15 protein-coding genes are annotated in these 16,962 nt (G+C 49.7%); 11 read left to right on the top strand and 4 right to left on the bottom strand.

Annotated features, from left to right (window positions below; all coding sequences use genetic code 11):
* The first annotated feature begins 43 nt into the window (after window positions 1-43).
* The 5 genes from ACFODX_RS14020 to ACFODX_RS14000 all read left to right on the top strand — a co-directional run bounded on the left by ACFODX_RS14020 (window position 44) and on the right by ACFODX_RS14000 (window position 4,223).
* A complete protein-coding gene (locus ACFODX_RS14020) occupies window positions 44-1,351 on the top strand; it encodes an HD-GYP domain-containing protein (RefSeq protein WP_378120231.1) in 1,308 nt (435 codons plus the stop codon).
* A gap of 103 nt (window positions 1,352-1,454) precedes the next feature.
* Window positions 1,455-2,744, top strand: a complete 1,290-nt coding sequence (locus ACFODX_RS14015) for a DASH family cryptochrome (protein WP_378120229.1) — start codon at window positions 1,455-1,457, stop codon at window positions 2,742-2,744.
* Window positions 2,745-2,845: 101 nt separating this feature from the next.
* Entirely contained in the window at window positions 2,846-3,154 is a 309-nt protein-coding gene (locus ACFODX_RS14010; protein WP_378120227.1) for a hypothetical protein, read from the top strand.
* Window positions 3,147-3,569 (top strand): hypothetical protein, encoded by a 423-nt coding sequence (locus tag ACFODX_RS14005; protein WP_378120225.1) that lies wholly within the window; start codon window positions 3,147-3,149, stop codon window positions 3,567-3,569. Before ACFODX_RS14010 ends, ACFODX_RS14005 begins: the two co-directional genes overlap by 8 nt.
* A 123-nt stretch (window positions 3,570-3,692) precedes the next feature.
* A complete protein-coding gene (locus tag ACFODX_RS14000) occupies window positions 3,693-4,223 on the top strand; it encodes a shikimate kinase (RefSeq protein ID WP_378120223.1) in 531 nt (176 codons plus the stop codon).
* Window positions 4,224-4,243: 20 nt separating this feature from the next.
* On the opposite strand, the gene ACFODX_RS13995 is transcribed toward ACFODX_RS14000, so the two are convergent.
* Window positions 4,244-5,410 (bottom strand): hypothetical protein, encoded by a 1,167-nt coding sequence (locus ACFODX_RS13995; protein WP_378120221.1) that lies wholly within the window; start codon window positions 5,408-5,410, stop codon window positions 4,244-4,246.
* Window positions 5,411-5,573: 163 nt separating this feature from the next.
* Here ACFODX_RS13995 and ACFODX_RS13990 point away from each other — a divergent pair, with 163 nt between their 5' ends.
* The 5 genes from ACFODX_RS13990 to ACFODX_RS13970 all read left to right on the top strand — a co-directional run bounded on the left by ACFODX_RS13990 (window position 5,574) and on the right by ACFODX_RS13970 (window position 12,663).
* The gene (locus tag ACFODX_RS13990; protein ID WP_378120219.1) at window positions 5,574-6,314 is read left to right on the top strand and encodes a YceH family protein; all 741 of its coding nucleotides are present in this window, start codon (window positions 5,574-5,576) and stop codon (window positions 6,312-6,314) included.
* Between the two features lie 68 nt (window positions 6,315-6,382).
* Window positions 6,383-6,742 carry a YggL 50S ribosome-binding family protein gene (locus ACFODX_RS13985; protein WP_378120217.1) on the top strand — a complete coding sequence of 120 codons (360 nt, stop codon included), beginning with the start codon at window positions 6,383-6,385 and terminating at the stop codon, window positions 6,740-6,742.
* A gap of 191 nt (window positions 6,743-6,933) precedes the next feature.
* Complete coding sequence (locus ACFODX_RS13980) at window positions 6,934-9,369, top strand: putative bifunctional diguanylate cyclase/phosphodiesterase (RefSeq protein ID WP_378120215.1); 2,436 nt, start codon at window positions 6,934-6,936, stop codon at window positions 9,367-9,369.
* 438 nt (window positions 9,370-9,807) lie between these two features.
* Window positions 9,808-11,625 carry a thiamine pyrophosphate-binding protein gene (locus tag ACFODX_RS13975; protein ID WP_378120213.1) on the top strand — a complete coding sequence of 606 codons (1,818 nt, stop codon included), beginning with the start codon at window positions 9,808-9,810 and terminating at the stop codon, window positions 11,623-11,625.
* Between the two features lie 87 nt (window positions 11,626-11,712).
* Entirely contained in the window at window positions 11,713-12,663 is a 951-nt protein-coding gene (locus ACFODX_RS13970) for a 3-oxoacyl-ACP synthase III family protein (protein WP_378120211.1), read from the top strand.
* 69 nt (window positions 12,664-12,732) lie between these two features.
* On the opposite strand, the gene ACFODX_RS13965 is transcribed toward ACFODX_RS13970, so the two are convergent.
* Window positions 12,733-13,548, bottom strand: a complete 816-nt coding sequence (locus ACFODX_RS13965; RefSeq protein WP_378120209.1) for a substrate-binding periplasmic protein — start codon at window positions 13,546-13,548, stop codon at window positions 12,733-12,735.
* Window positions 13,549-13,564: 16 nt separating this feature from the next.
* Window positions 13,565-15,877, bottom strand: coding sequence for a TonB-dependent receptor (locus ACFODX_RS13960; RefSeq protein ID WP_378120207.1), 2,313 nt, complete (start codon window positions 15,875-15,877; stop codon window positions 13,565-13,567).
* Window positions 15,878-16,031: 154 nt separating this feature from the next.
* On the opposite strand from ACFODX_RS13960, the gene ACFODX_RS13955 reads away from it, so the two are divergent.
* On the top strand, window positions 16,032-16,442 hold the full coding sequence (locus ACFODX_RS13955) for a DCC1-like thiol-disulfide oxidoreductase family protein (protein WP_378120205.1): 411 nt from the start codon (window positions 16,032-16,034) through the stop codon (window positions 16,440-16,442).
* A 15-nt stretch (window positions 16,443-16,457) separates the two neighbouring features.
* On the opposite strand, the gene ACFODX_RS13950 is transcribed toward ACFODX_RS13955, so the two are convergent.
* Window positions 16,458-16,829, bottom strand: coding sequence for a DUF6164 family protein (locus tag ACFODX_RS13950; protein WP_378120203.1), 372 nt, complete (start codon window positions 16,827-16,829; stop codon window positions 16,458-16,460).
* Between the last annotated feature and the right edge of the window lie 133 nt (window positions 16,830-16,962).

Raw genomic sequence — 16,962 nt, 5'->3', positions numbered from 1 at the left:
CTTGGCAACAACCAAACTCCCCACCTGTCCAGTAGAGAAGCGCATGATCGATAGCGAACAGCAGCATTATTGCCGCCACTTGATTGAAGCGAATAAAAAGCACCGGGTGACAACCACCCAACCTATCTACAACCGCCAAGGGGTACTGCTGTTAGCCAAAGGTGCCGATATGGACGAGCGGCGCGCACAGGTACTGCTGGAACATAAACTACTCAAACCACTGGAAGAATGTGTCGCCATTGCCGATAGTTTAAATGCACATCAACTGTTTGATTATCTGAATAACTTTTCCCGCCGGCTGCCCGGCTTATATGCCGTTACCTGCCAACCGGAATTCCAAAACACCCTGCGCTCCATGTGTTTGTTTTATGAACGCTACCCGCTCTTGCACCAAAACCTGACTATGCTGGCACTCAGGTGCAAATCGATTTATTACCAGGGGCTATTTTGTGCGCTCGCCGGTGTGGCCATCGCCAGTAAACTCCGGCTCAGTTTACAAGAACAGCAAACTACCTTTGTTGCCAGCCTTTTTCACGATGTTGGTTTCTTGTACCTGGCGCCCGAGTTATGCACCAAAACCCAGGATTTCACCGCTGCAGAATGGAAGGCTTTGCAGGCGCACCCACTGATTGCCCAACGTTTTTTAGCGATGGTGCCCGACCTGCCCGGCGCTATTGGCGAGGCGATTGCCGATCACCACGAACGCATTGATGGCACAGGCTTTCCACGTTATTTATTTGGCGACAAGATATCCATGGTCAGCCAGATTATCGCCGCCACCGACAACATAGTGCACAACCACAATCGCTACCAAAGTTATGGCCCGCATGCGCACCAGATGCTGCTCGCCGCACTGAAGCTCAGCGACAATATTTATTTCGAATCGGTTTACGATGCAGCGACGGTACTCTTCAAAATCGCGCCCAAACCTACTGCGGCGATTAACCAACTGCCCTCCAGTGACCTGTTGCTGGCGCGCCAACAAAAATTGCGCACACAATTTTCCACCGCTAAAACACTGGCACAACAACTGACCCAACACTCCAAACATCCCGGCGTGCGCTCCATGCTGGCAGCCATGGCGCGCCTGGGAATCTGCGTGGCGCGCAGTGGAATCCTGCAGCCCGAGCAAGAGGAATGGCTGCGCGGTATAAGCAGCGAAAACAGCAATCAGGATGGCTTTTCTCTTATTGAAATCAGCGTAATGCAAGACCAAATCTACGATCAGCTAGTACATTTGAAAAACCTGATGGAGCGATTGGTAGAGGCACTGCCGCAGGACGATCAACAACTGGCACATTTCAATACCAGCCTGGAAAAAATCGATTTGGATACCACCGCCTTTGCCTAGCCTTACCAATCGTTTGTCCGTTGAAACCGTGAGTATTTTTATCGCCGAATGATAGGGACAAATGGCGCTTGCGTATTGCAGGGAAACAGAAAGGAGTTACGCAATGCGCAAAGCGATTTACTGGTTTAGATATGATTTACGTTTGGAAGATAACCCCGGCTGGAGCCAACTGGTAGCCAATAACGATTGGGTGATTGGTGTTTATGTGATGCCATCGCGCTGGCTCTTACCCCAGCGCTACCAACAAAAAAGTCTGGGCCTGCATCGTCAGGAGTTTTTATTGGAATCGCTGCAACAACTGCGGCAAAACCTGCGCGAAAAAGGCAGCGAATTAATTCTGATAGTGGGTGAACCTGCCGCAGCGCTCAGTCGCCTCATTGAAGAATGGGACATAGGCGCCATAACAGTGGCGGAGCATCCGGGTAGCGATGAACAGGCAGACGTGCAACGCCTGCGAGAAAAAATTGATATCCCCCTGCGCACCGTGGAAAACTTCACACTGTTTGATCGCGCCGAGTTGCCGTTTAATCTCACCGAGCTTCCGCTGATTTTTTCCCAATTTCGCAAATGGGTAGAAACGCGCCCCTTCACCAGATCATTACCCCCGGCGCCACGCTTGCGCCAGCCTGTTGTGTTGAACAACTCGCCCTGTGAACTGGATCAATGGCTGGGTATTGTGCGTGCGCAACAGTTGGTGCAACCGGGTGATTCCAAACGCCTGCCCTTTCGCGGTGGCAGTACTGCTGGTCTGGCGCAGCTGCATTATTTTTTGGCCGGGCAGCATTTAATCAACAATTACAAAAATACCCGCAACGGTTTGGATGGCTGGGATTTCTCATCAAAACTGTCACCTTGGCTAGCCAACGGCTGCCTGTCAGCGCGACAGGTAGCACAGGCCATTAAAGATTATGAACAGGCCCACGGTGCCAATGAGTCCACTTATTGGCTCTACTTTGAATTGCTGTGGCGTGAATATTTTCAATGGCTCGCTTTCCGTTTTGGCAAACGGCTGTTTGCATTGCGCGGCATTCAGGATAAAAACCCGCTGCTGAGTTTTTACCCTGAGGCTTATACGGCTTGGTGCGCTGGCAATACCGGCAATGCTTTTGTCGATGCGTTTATGCGTCAACTCGCCGCTACTGGTTGGATGAGCAACCGCGGCCGTCAAATTGTCGCGAGCTATCTCATCAATCAACTGGGTGTCGATTGGCGCTATGGCGCGGCCTGGTTTGAACAGCAGCTTATCGATTACGACTGCGCCGCCAACTGGGGCAATTGGCAATACCTGGCGGGTGTAGGCACAGATCCACGCGGACGGCGGGAATTTAATATCCAAAAACAGCGCGATAGCTACGACCCAGATGGAAGCTTCATTGCGCGCTGGGTCGGCTAGGCCGGGCGCGCAAGCCCGGTCAAAACCGGCGTGAAAGGGATCGCGATTCACAAAATGGCTTTATACTGGCGTCCCTTTCCAATAGTTATGGGTAAACCATCTTGAGCATCAATTCCCCTGCCCCGGCATACAACGCCAGCACCAATACCTCTGAAGCTGACCGCGCCGCGTTTATCAGCTGGTTAACCGCCAACACTGTGGCGGAACTACAGGCCGCGCGCGATAACGAAGCCGCCTTACACCAAGCGGTGAAAAACTATGTTCAGCACGCGCTTGCCGCTGAGCTGCCATTTGAAGACATAGAAGAAATACTGGGTATTAATGAGCCTTGTATTATGGACTTGGCGGAATTATCCGAAGCGGATGAGGAAGCGGTTGTTGATGCATTTGAAGACCTGTGCAATGCCTGATATGTCTAGCTCATCGCTCTGGCAACACCAGTCCACAGACCAGTCTGAACTCTACCATCGCCGCTTTAGCGGGGGCGATCAAACCAGCCTAAAACAAGCCGTGGAAGCCTGCGCAACCAAAGCTGTTGAGCTTTTGCACAGAAACATTCAGGATGAATCGCTGTTTCTGTTGTTTGAATGGAACGCCGCTACAGCTCAACTCAGAGCAGTGGTTACCGATGCCGATAAAAAAATCGATAGCCCCTGCGTGGTTCTGGCAGAGTTTGGGGATCTGCTGCAATCAGCCACTGCTGACATAGCGACCAACATCCAATTTTTGTTGAGTGATTTTTTAGCGAGCTATAGCCCATTTTTTCGCTATTCACTCGTGGCAATGTTTCACAGCGGTTCGCGCGCCGCAACAACCCTGCTCTAAAACAATCCATCCCCAACGCCGGTTGTGCGATCCTCAGCTATAGTTAGTTGACTGCGGCCATAGGCATATGGCCGCAGCCTTCTGGATGCTCATCGTCTACTCATGATTTGCCGGAGCCAGCCTATGAATCCCTATCACCAGAGCCTGATTTTGATTGGTATGCCCGGCGCGGGCAAAAGTACCCTGGGCCTGTTATTGGCCAAAAATCTGGCAAAAGATTTTATCGACACCGACCTGCTGATCCAGTTGGAGCATCGCAAAACATTGCAAGATATTTTGCATCAACAGGGCTATATGGCACTGCGCGAGCAGGAGGAAAAAGTACTGCTGAATGCCCATTATCCCAACCACGTTATAGCAACTGGTGGCAGCGCGGTTTACAGCCAGGTGGCTATGAATCACCTCAAGCAGTTTGGGCCTGTGGTTTTTTTGGACTTGGGCTTGGACGCTTTGGAAAAACGTATTACGAATATGGATAGCAGAGGCATAGCCCGCCCCGCCGGGCAAAGTTTTGCAGAGGTTTACAGCGAGCGACGCCCACTGTACTTGCGCTACGCGGATATAGTGATCGACTGTAGCGATAAATCTGCGGATGAAATAGTGGATGAAGTCATTTGCCAGGAGGCGAATGCTTTTGCAGCCGCCGACGCCTGAGTATTGCAACACGCCATGTATTAAAACAATTCTATCCGGCTGTCGTGCTCCTCAGCATGTTGCACGGCAGCATCAGGCGCATCAAGTAAATGTGCAACGTTATCCAGCTCCTGTACCAGACTACGGAAATGCTCCTCCACTGCCTCGGTCGTCTCCTGCAAACCCTCCAGTGATCCAAGTGCTTTTTCTGATAACCCCAGCAGCGCCGATTCCTGTTCCATATTCAAATCAAACCCCGTAGCCAGCAATCGCAAAGAGTCCGACAGCTCCGTCATAATGTTCTTGACAGCATTGCGATTATCGCGCGATGACATTTCCAACAACATCATTACGGTGCGAGTGTTGTCCTGCTGGGCTTTTAACAGGGAATTCACTTTCAGCGTTTTTGCGCGGGCTTCTGCGATAGAAACCAAATGCGCCAGTACATCGCGCAAACGGCCATAACGCTCCTCCTCATTCACCGGAGCATCGGTAATTAACAATTGCAGGTGAGTGAAACTAAATAATAAAAAGCGCCCTTGGGAAACAATTCGTGCGTCTGAATCCTGAGCTAAATTTAACAGCCGTAAGTAGGAAGGCGAGATATCGGGCGGGAATAAATGAACTTCATCGTCAAAGATAAATTGCACCATGCCATTCAGGTTTAAATCGGCAAGACAGGCATGGATCAATTGTGCCAATCGCTCCAGCTCCATGACTTCTTGCACTTTCTCAGCAAAAATGGCCACTGTGCCCATTTCCGATGCCGATGACATGGCAGTAAAAGCAATAGCAGAAAAACTTTTCAGCTCTTGCTGCATTGCCTGCAGTGCGCGTTTGTCGTCCTGTACTTTTTTCAGGATTAAAGCGTAATCGGCGGCGCTACTCACGGCGGAAACATAGGCATCCACATAGTGGTGATTGAGCGGCATTTCCAAACCAGGGCGCGGTTTTCCATTCAACAACATGAGTTTTGGTAGCTCCGCCGGCAGCAAATCAAACCAATCAGGTTCCGCCAGGCTTAACCCCTCCCCCATCACACAAGCACCTACCGAGCAGGCCAATGCAGAAAATGCATCAGCAGAATTGATTTGTTGGCGATAGGCCGCTGCTGTTTCCGTTAACTCGCCGGCGGCATTCACAAGCAAATGCTGATCGGGCACCCGATAATACTCGGCAGGGTTTCCTAACAACCACAATACATCCATAAAATCATCCTCGACATAAACTCACTCTGCCGATCAATTTGATCGCAGTGACTAAAATATAGCCAAGAATTCACACCCGGCTAAGTTTTTTACTTGGCCTCAAGGGTGAAATTTATGTGCCATCAGCGTAGAGTGCGACCCATAAACAAACTCGGGAGTTTTTATGGACAAGATCAATGAGCAAAACAGCGATGCCAATCCAGACACCCCCGGTGGCGAGCAGACACACGCAGCAGCGATGGAGCTGAGCGCGATAGAAGCGCGGGTTTTGGGCGCATTGATGGAAAAGCAACTGACAACACCCGATCAGTATCCGTTGACACTGAACAGCCTCGCCCTGGCTTGCAACCAAAAAACCAGCCGCGAACCTATCAGCAATTATGAAAGCGGCCAGTTACAGCGCTGCCTGAGTGAACTGCAAGACCGCCAGTTAATCAGTGTGGATTATGGTGCCCGCGCCGCGCGTTATGACCAGCGCCTGACACGGGTGCTAAGCGTGGACAAAGCTACCCAGGCGATATTGACGGTATTGTTACTGCGCGGCCCGCAAACCGTTGCAGAAATTATGACGCGCACCCAGCGTATGGTGGAGTTTGCCAGCCATCACGTACTGGAAGAAAAGCTGCAGCAGTTGTGCGCCAAAACCAAACCAACGGTAATGCATATCCCCAGACAAATGGGGCAACGGGAAGATCGTTACATGCACCTTTTGTGTGGCATGCCGGATTTGACTGCCATTGCCGCCATGCAAAGCAGCACAATCGCCAGCCGCAGTGGTAGCGAAGAACACAACACCCAGATGGAACAAAAAATCGAACAGTTGGAAAACCGTATTATGTTATTGGAAAAACAAGTCGCTACGCTGATGGAATTAAATGGCGTTAGCAATGCGGATATTCAATAAGTTTTTTCAAAATCACTTTTTTAAATGAAGTAAGTTTTTTAATAGAGCAAGTTAGCAAGGTAAAAACCATGACCGATGTAAACACCAAAAAAGCCCCACAACGCAGTAAACGTTTGCGTAAAAAATTATTTCAAGACGAATTTGCCACCTTCGGCTTTGAGTTGGAATGTGAATTTAAAAGCGACCTGAGCGAAGAGAAAATCAGTGAATTTGTGGACAGTTTTTTTATTGATGCCATCAATGGCGAAGATTTGGTGTTTGGCGGCGGCCTGTCCAGCAAACGTCTCTCCGGTTTTGTTGGCTCCGCCAAACGTTACGGCTCTGCAACCGAAGCAGATAAAGCCAAGCTGCACGCCTGGTTAAGCGCACAACCACAAGTGGCCAAAGTGGAGCTGAGTGAAATTATTGACGCTAACTATTACAGTTAATTGAATAAAGCACAGCCACCAGGTTTGGCTGTGCTAAAAAGATATAATGCCTGCCTTCTTTTATACCAACAGTTGAAATACTATAGAACGCAGAGGTTAGTGCTCAGGGATGCGCACAGCGTTAAGAATAATGAAGATGTAATGGATCTGTAAGGTGTTTTTGTTTTCATGACGGTGGGAACGCTCTTTATATGACAATTGAGTTTTATAAGCGTATTGCCTATCGTTTGATGCGAGCAAGCTTAGCGATAGCCCTAACTCTCGGGCTTATTGTTGCTGTGTTTCAGGTGGTTGTAGATTTAGATAATCAACGCCAGCAAATTGATAATCATGTCGATGAAATTTTTAGTGTTGTAAGAAATTCTGCGCAACGTGCAGTGCACCAATTGGATGCAAACCTGGCTGACGAAGTTATCAAAGGCTTGGAAAATTACAACTTTATTACCTACGCCGCTATTTTGGATGATCGCGATCAGGTCATCGCCGATTACTCTTCAACTCCCCCGCCCTCCGATACCCTGTGGCTAACGCGACTCATTGCCGAGGAGATCAAAACCTACCAGCTTGACCTTATCTATACCAACGGCATTTATGAGGGGAAACTGGTACTGAGCGTAAGTAATGACTTGGGTTTTGCACCTTTTTATGATCGGGGAATCACTATTCTGGTGTCGGGCATTCTCAGAAACCTCAGCCTGGCGCTGGTACTTTTTGCCCTTTTCCATTTTATGCTCACGCGCCCTCTGGTCACTATCGCCAAGCGCTTCTCACTAATCCGGCCCGACCAAACCGAGCAAAAACGTATCGACCATGTTGACGGCCATCAATTTGATGAACTCGGCTACATCGTCAACGATGCCAACAATTTTCTTGCGGCACTCGAACGTTGGCAAACCGGTTTAACCAAAAGTGAACAACAATTGCGCCTTATTTTGGATACCAGCCCCAACCTGGTATTTGCGGTTGATGACAATTATCGGTTTATTTTTGCCAACACCACCACTGAACAGTTTTATCAGAAACCGCAAGTCGATCTGATTGGTCAGGATTACTGCAGTGTGCACAAAAATATCAACAAGGAAGAAGCCAAAGCATTGCAGCTTAGTTTGGATCGGCTGGATTTTAACGACCCGCAAGGGCTTACGGTGGAGCACAGCCTTACCAGTGCGCGCGGCGATAGGCTGGTGATCCAAATGACCTTTATCGCCTTCCATCTCGATGGAAAAGCCTGCGTGCTTATTGTTGGCTTGGATGTAACCCAGCGAGTCAAAGCGGAAGAGCGTGTCGAATATCTGGCTTATTTTGATACGCTCACCGACTTGCCCAATCGCAACTTATTTCAAAACCAATTAAAAAAAGATGTTCGCCGTGCAAACCGCACTCACACTTTTGGTGCGCTTTTGTTTATCGACTTTGATGAATTCAAACGCATTAACGACACCATTGGCCATTCGCTTGGCGATGAACTTTTACTAAAACTCTCAGTAAAAATACGCAAGTTATTACCGGAATCTGACACGCTTGCCCGTTTAGGGGGCGACGAATTTGTTATCAGCTTGCCGGATTTGGACAAAGACCTCGAGCAAGCCAAAGACCAGGCAATAACCCTGACCAAACACCTGCTCGCAACAATCAACGCACCGGTAGCACTGAGCAATGGGGCTGAATTTGTTGTCAGTGGCAGCATCGGGATTGTGATGTATCCCTTCGAGGACAGCGATACCGAGGTTCTCTTGCGTTTCGCCGATACCGCCATGTACAAAGCCAAAGAGCATGGCCGCAATGGTTATCAGTTATTTGAAGAATCCATGGCGGCAGAGGTTCACAGGCATGTGCAATTGGAGTCAGATCTGCGCGAAGCGATCAAGACAAAGCAGTTTTCCATGGTGCTGCAACCTATAGTGAATGGCCTCTCGGGCAACCTGGTGGCAGCAGAGGCTTTGATTCGCTGGAACCATCCAACCCAAGGCTTGGTTTCACCCAATGACTTTATTCCCTTCCTTGAAAACTCCGGCATGATCGTCGACGTTGACTATGTGATGGTGGACAAAGCCTGTGCGTTTTTAAAAGAGTTAATGACCGCAGGCGCACTTCCCGCTGATTTCCGCATCACCCTAAACCTGTGCGCCAACACCCTGTATCAAGCCGATTTTGTTGAGCGTATTGTTGCTATTGTAGAAAGCTACGGCGTTTCAGAGCGCAATATTGAGTTTGAAATTACCGAGCGCGCCGCACTGCATCGCCTTGATGAAGTGGTCGCTAAAATTGTCACACTACAGCGCCGTGGCGCGACTTTTTCACTGGATGACTTCGGCACTGGCTACAGCTCGCTCAGCTACTTAAAGCGCATCCCGATCAATAAAATCAAAATCGACAAATCCTTTATCGATGACCTGATGGTCAACAGTGAAGATGAAGTGCTGGTGGAATCCATCATCGCCATCGCCCGCACCATGAAATTGGCAGTAGTTGCCGAAGGGGTTGAGACACAGATGCAGGCAGACTGGCTGAATCGCTATAGCGATATTTGTTTTCAGGGATACTTGATTGATAGACCCATGACACCAACCGCCTGCCGCCTGAAATACATGCCCAAGCAATCGCCAGAGCTGCAAATAGAGAAGTAACCGCTGGCAGAACAGGTCACTTAAAGTGGCCAAAACTGGCGAATATTCCCAAAAAATATGTGACACGCCCAACAAAATAAACTTTTTATATACTATTTCTAAATAATTAAATTTATTTTTAATAACAATAAAGAATATATAAATACAGTTATAATCCTCATTTTTTTATACCGATCCGGCCTATCCAAGGATTCTTATTAGCTCAAGTTTCAGGCTAAAAACCGCGCAATTTCGGACAAGTTGCAGAACTTGAGGCTCTTCACTCTGTTCACTTTTTGATTTGCAGTTTCCCAATTCACTCTGGCATCAAACGCTTTAATCGAACAAAAAACACCCAAAGCAAAAAATTGCGGCACTGTCGTCAAAATTCACATCTGGATATAATTTGCTCACTTTGAAATCACCGAAGGGATGCGCAACGCGAGATTTATCCTGTAAATGCTAAACCACATCAAGTTACTCGATTTAAATATCCCCAGCGATCAACAAATACTTCCTAGCGCTCCACTCAACCTCTCACGAGAAACCTCCACCTACGCGGATATGATCGTCAACTATCTGCAACTACTGGGCATCGATAAGGTGTTTGGTGTGCCGGGTGGCGCTATAGAACCCTTGCTTAATGCCCTGGCGCGCTCCGAGCGCAATGGCGGCCCGCGATTAGTCGTGGCGCGGCACGAGTGTGGCGCCGCGTTTATGGCCGAAGGTTACAGCCGTGAAACGGGAAAAATGGGCGTGGTCTGTGCGACTACTGGCCCGGGCGCCACTAACTTGATCACCGGCATCTGCTCTGCAATCAGCGAAGAAATACCCATGTTGGTGATTACCGCGCAAACTCCGCTGCCAAAATTTGGCAAGCGTGCGCTGCAGGAATCCAGCTGTACGGCGATTGATACAGTGGGCCTGTTCCGCCACTGCACCCGCTACAACACTCTCATATCGCACCACGAACAGCTGGAAAGTAAATTGGTGTCGGCGTTAATGGCCGCCCATCGCACTCCCCAAGGGCCGGCACACATCAGCATTCCTTCCGATGTATTGCGTACACCGGCACAGATAAAACCGCACATCCATGCTGATCTTTTGGTGCATGACTTTTTTGTTTCCGACGAGTCGGCCATCAATCGTCTCTGCGAAAAATTGGGGCGCGTGAACACTATTGCGGTTTATGTAGGCAACGGCGCGGGCAGCGCGCACAAAGAAATTATTCAATTTATTGAGTTGACGGGCGCCGCCTTTGTCACCGGCCCTATGGGAAAAAGTTGGGTAGATGAAACCCACCCGCAGTATCGCGGCGTCTATGGTTTTGCCGGCCACGACAGCGCTAAAGAGTTATTCCAGGGCGATAAAATTGACCTGATTATTGCAGTGGGTGCCGCCCTTGGGGAGATGGGAACCAGCGGCTGGAACGATGATTTGCTCAATACCAAGCTGGTGCATATTGATTCATCCGTAGAACACTTTACCCGCTCGCCCATGGCCAACCTCCATGTATTTGGCAATTTGCACACCATATTTACCCGGCTGATTGAAAACGTGGCAGCGGCGCGCAAGTGGGGCCGCACCTGGCAAACCATTCCCGGCAATACCGAAAAAAATGTCTTGGGCGCCATGGTTACCCTGCGTGAACCGGAAAAATGTTTGAGCGATGCCAGCCCCATTAAACCCCAGCGACTTATGGCGCATTTGGCGCTCACCTTGCCTGAAGATACACGCGTATTTGTCGATGCTGGCAATGCCTGGGCCTGGGCGACCCATTATTTTGTGCGTTCCAATAACGAAGGTTATTACCGCATCGCCATGGGTTTTGGTTCCATGGCTTGGGCAATTGGCGCGGCGATTGGTAGCGCTTTTGTGAAAGACACCGGCCCTACCCTGTGTTTGGTGGGCGATGGTTCCTATTTGATGAGTGCACAGGAAATAACCGTAGCGGCGCAGCACCAACTGCCGGTGGTATTTATGGTGTTAAACGATGCCGCACTGGGCATGGTGAAACACGGCCAGCGCTTGGGCAATCAGGAATCCATCGGCTGGGAACTAAACAGTATCAACTATGCCGCCATGGCCGAAGCCATGGGTGTTGAGGGTATCGTCATTACCTCACCCCAAGAGTTGTGCGATTTGGATATGCCTGCACTCTTCGCCAAAAACGGCCCCACCCTCATTGATGTGCGAATTGATCGCGATGAGGTTCCGCCCATGGGCGATCGTATCAAAGGCCTGGCCATGAATGGCTCGGCAACCCCCGGTGGCTAAGCAGATCAAACCTGATCCCTATAACAACCACCCATGATTTTCCTGAATTTTTATCCACACTTATTGTATTAAATGAGAGGTTTTGCCGTGTCCCATATAGAAGCAACCGGTAGTTATCTACCCTCCACCGTCGTCCTCAACAGCGAATTTGTGGGCGGTAACGCCCTGTTTGAATCCATGGATGAATACTTCTCCGGCTATGAAGAGCGTCGTCATGCCAGCGCAACGGAAACCGCCTTGATGATGGCAGTAGAAGCCGCTAAAGATGCCTTGGCCAACAGTAAATACACAGCGCTGGATATAGATTTGATTATCGGCATTATCCAACCCAGCCGAAATGTGTATGGCGATGATTTGAATTTGATGCAACATGAATTAGGCGCATGGAACGCCTCGGTGTTGCCAATCAACACCGCCTGTTCCTCGTTTATTACCGCATTAAATACGGCGGATGCCTTAATCAGTACCGGCAAAAATAAAGTGGTGCTTATTGTGACCTCCACCGACTGGGTTCACACCATGCTGGACACCACCAAACCCAATTTTGCTTTTGCAGGGGACGGTGCTGGCGCGGTGATTCTGGATGGTTCTACAGAATCCTTTATTGATAAATATGAACTCAACAACACCAAGCCGGAAGTGTTTAATGCGCTGGTAATGAAAAACGCGCAATTTACCCAACAGAAAGAATTTTTTACCGTGCGCCCGCCAGAGGGCAGAACTACCGTGAAAGATTTAATTTTATTTCCCATGTCAGTTGCCAAAACACTGCTGGATAGAAACCCGCAAGTAGCCGTCGATAAAGTCATCATGCATCAGTCAGGTTTGAAAATGATGCAAGTCTGGGCGGATAAACTGGAAATTGCCGAGGACAAAATTCGCCACACCATAGGCCTCTACGCCAATATGACAGTGGCCAATATTCCAGTCACACTGGATTACTGGCGCAAAAAAGGTGATTTACAACGCGGGGAAAAAATATTGTTTATGGCACCCTCAGCGGGCGGATATTCCATTGCCATGTTGTGGCAGTATTAATTTCTAAAGCGATTTTTTAGACGAGCCTCTGAGGCCAGCAGAGGCTCGGCTTTACTCCGGGTGATTCAATTATTTAACCAGCGTGGCGTAAGGCCCCAAAATACTTGCCAGCTCACCCGATTCGCGCAGCATTTCCAACTGGGTATTTAACTGCTCGATAAATTGGCTATTTTTAGCGTTTTTATGGCACACCACTGAGGCGCCCTCGCCTTCAAAAACAGATAGCGATTTATTGTATTCCGGAATAGCCACCCCCAGTTTTTGCGCGGCGAGAAAAACATCCGGCGTAAAACCGACAATCGCATCTACCCGTTTTTTGGTGAGCATATTGACGCGCACTTCTTCACTGGCGACTTCGTCAACCGTTGCATTAATTCCCTGCAAATAAATATTGCGATCAAAGCCCAACCAAATAGCCACTTTTTTATTGTTTAACTCGTTAAACGCAGCAATGGTTTTTTCACCTTGCCGTGTAAAAACGCGCATGCTGATGTAATCAACAGGGTTAGACGCAATAAACTCGTAGCCTTTGGTTTGTTCCGCAAAATGAGTGCCGAGTGAATTTAAGGATGATGGAAAAATACAATCGGCGCCCTCAGTGAGGTTGCGCACCGCACGCGTCAGGGGAAAAATCACCAGATTAAAATCCAGTTTTTTTTCAGCCAATTTTTCTACGAGTTTATTGTATTGGTCGCTGCCATTTTCACGCAGCCGGTACTCCAGCGCCACGCCAGCAATTTTGATGGGGGCATCGCCTTGGGCATCAAGGTTAGCTTCAAGGTTGGATTCAGTGCTGGCATCAACCGTAGTCTGCGCCACTGCAGTTGCAGCCAGCAAAACGCCCGCCAGAAAAAAACCGCTTTTGTAGAGTTGTTTAAGGTTCATCGCCGCCAATCCTATGTTAGAAGCTGTATTCCAGCGCAAGCCCAAATTCACGTTGACGACCATAGGTCGCACTTGAAATTCCCACCGAGGCCAGTTCACTCACACCACTGAGGAAATAGGTTTCATCCGTCAGGTTGTTGCAAAACAGCGAGGCCTTAATAGTCTCCTGCGGGTTGAGCCAACTGAGCGACGCATTCACCAAGGTAAATGCGGGTTGCGCGATGGATTCGGTATTTAATGGATCATTATAGGTTTTACTTTTGTAACTGAATTCCAATGCACTGGTCAGGCGACCATAATGCGTGAGCGAATAATCGTATTCGCCTCTGACAAAACTATTCCACTCTGGAATTTTTTGTAGCTTCTGGTTTTTATTTAACAACGCCCCCTGCTCTAACTCAACGTAGCGCGCATCCAAATACCCAAGCCCCGTGCGCAGGCGAACATTATCGGCCAGTGTCACCACTGCCTCAAATTCAGCGCCATCAATAGCAGCTTTAGCGGCGTTGTCGATAGTCACCGCAATCAAATTATTAGCCCCAATGGTGAGCACCGACACCTGCATATTGGTGTAATCGGTAGTAAACACCGCGCCCTGTAAATACAGCCAATCGTATTGTTGTTTGAAACCCAGTTCGTAGGTAGTGGCGTTTTCCGGATCAAAGGTATCAATCACCGGCGTGCCGCTTTGTGTGTCGGTGGCCGGGTTGACCAGGCGGCCGTTGTAACCACCGCTTTTAAAACCTTCGCTGTAACTGGCGTAGAGCATGCTGTGCTCATTAAGGTCGTAAGAGATATTTAACCCCGGAGATACTTCGCGCCAAACGTCTGCCGGTTTGTGTTGCGGGCCAATCAGTTGCACACCGGTATTGACGGTGGCGTTGTCGATAAAAAATTCTTTTTGTTCACGCGTCATGCGTAAACCACCGGTGACTTCCCAGGCTTTGTGCGTCCACGACAGCTGACCAAACAGCGCGCGGCTATCAACATCCACCTCATTATTCACATCAAAGGTGGCGTCGGCGGCACCGCCGGTGGCTTCAAATAAGCCGCCCAAAAAAACCACGTCTTGCTGGTTGGTAATCGCTTCTTGCAAATAAAAAGCGCCCAGCGTCCAGGTCAAACTCTCGCCGCTGCTGCCGGTCAAGCGCAGCTCCTCGCTGAATTGTGATTGCTCATCGCGGTTCACCACACTGCCATAAGCCAGTGGAGAGCCATCGGCATCGCGCGCATAGGTGCCTTCCATCGCGCGGTAGCCGGTGACGGAGGTCAGGGTCAGGCTGGGGGATAATTCAATATCGCCGCTTACCGACACACCTTTTACCTCCAGATCGTCCTGTGAGGGGCCGGTGCTGAAGGTGTTAAAACCATCGCCTGTGGGGAGCCAGCGGGTATCCCACTGGGTATCAAATTGCGGGCCGGCGATGAGTGCATTAAATAGCTCCCAGTTGGTCAGCGGCTCGCCCGGCGGCAGCGTGCTCAAATCGCGGCCTTCGGTGATATCAATCATCACCTCGGCGGCACCGTTTTGACGCTGGTGGGTGTAGTCGCCACTGAAACGGAAATCCATATGCTCGGCAGGCTGCCAGTGCAACAGGCCTTTTAAAGTGCTGCGGTTGATATTGCCCTGATCTTTGCCGTCCAGTGTGCGCTCTACATATCCATCGCGATTTTCATCGAGCAATGAGAGACGGCCAGTCAAATTATCGGCCAATGGCCCTTCCGCGCTGAGTGCCAGATCTTGTCGATCTTTACTGCCACCGATGACGGTGACACTGCCGCGCGCCTCGCTGGCGGGCAGGCGCGAGATCACATTCACCGCGCCGCCAATGGTGTTTTTGCCAAACAGGGTTCCCTGGGGGCCGCGCAATATTTCCACGCGCTCGATGTCGTTTACTTTGAGCACACCACCCACCGAGCGGGCGATGTAAACGCCATCCAAATAAACACCCACACCGGGGTCATTGGTGGCGAGAAAATCATTTTGGCCAATGCCGCGAATAAATACGGCTGCCGCATTGCTGGTGCCGGAAATAGGGGGCGATGTGGAAAATTCTACGTTGGGCGCCAGCGCCGCCAAATTGGAAATATCGCTGATGGTGGGGCTGGAAAGTACATCAGCACCAAAGGCGGTGATGGCGATGGGTACATCCAACACGCTTTCTTCACGCTTTCTGGCGGTGACCATCACCTCTTCCAGCGGTTTTGTTGCTGAGGTTTGCGGCGCGTTATTGTCATCCTCGCTGAGCGCCGGTAGTGTCCATCCTTGGCCAAGCAGCAGCAACAGCGCTGACAGGCTTAATTTATTCTTAGCAGAATAAAAGGACATGTATTTTTACCTCGAAGGGCATGTGGGTAGGTTGAAGCTAACAACCATTCTTGGCGCATGAAACCATTATTGGCGCATGACATCAAACCATTTCTGGCGCATGACTGGCGCATAAATAGTAGCTTGGTTAGGCGACAACAACGACAGGTGATGAATGAATAATACAAAACAACTGGTGCTGGTTTACGACAAAGAATGCCCCGCCTGCGATAACTACTGCCGGCTGGTACGCATACGCGCCGACATCGGCGAATTGGTGCTGTGGGATGCGCGCGAACCCGGGCCAATCATGGATGAAATTACCGCACTCGGGTGGGATATAGATCAGGGCATGGTATTAAAACTGGAACAACAACTTTATTACGGTTCGGATGCAATCCACATGCTGTCGCTGCTCAGCAGTCGCTCGGGAGTTTTTAATCGCCTGAATTACTGGCTATTCAAATCCAAACGGCTAAGTCACTGGTTATACCCGCTGTTGCGCAGCTTGCGGAACCTGCTGTTAAAAATATTGGGCAAAACCAAAATCAATAATTTGGGTTTATCCAACAACCATAGGTTTTAGCGCCGGCCAATAGTGTTAAGCCTGCAACGCGGGCATCACAAACGGCAGCAGTGTCAGGCCCGCAACAAAAATAATCGCGATAACCAAACCGATAAAACGCAGGGGTTGGGCACAAAAATGTTGCCACAGGTTGGGCGCCTGCCCCGCCTCTACGAGCTGGGCATAATTTTGTTGCTGGCGCGCCGCGCGTTCGGATTGGTAGTCACCCAGTAATTTGCGCGCCTCTTCTTCGCGCGAGCCGTCTGCCAACCAAATTGCATCCAACCCCACGCGAAATAATCCCGCATCTGTTTCGTAGTAAGCAATCTGGTGTTCATCCAAGAGGTTGCGAATTTCCTGAGCTTCATCGTCAGGCACCTGTGCGAGTTTAAATAATAATCTGGCCATAATTGTCGTGAGTTAAGTGGATGGGGAAGTTTAGCCTGGCGGGGATGAGGCAAATTTCATTTTCCATGTCATAGCGACTATGATCAAGCCTAACACCTCATGTGCAAGATAAGGATGACTGTGTTGCTGTTTC

This window comes from Cellvibrio fontiphilus (genome assembly GCF_042646205.1).
GTDB lineage: Bacteria > Pseudomonadota > Gammaproteobacteria > Pseudomonadales > Cellvibrionaceae > Cellvibrio > Cellvibrio fontiphilus_A.
Note: the sequence above shows the minus strand (reverse complement) of the source record. Positions and strands in the feature narration are given on the sequence as shown.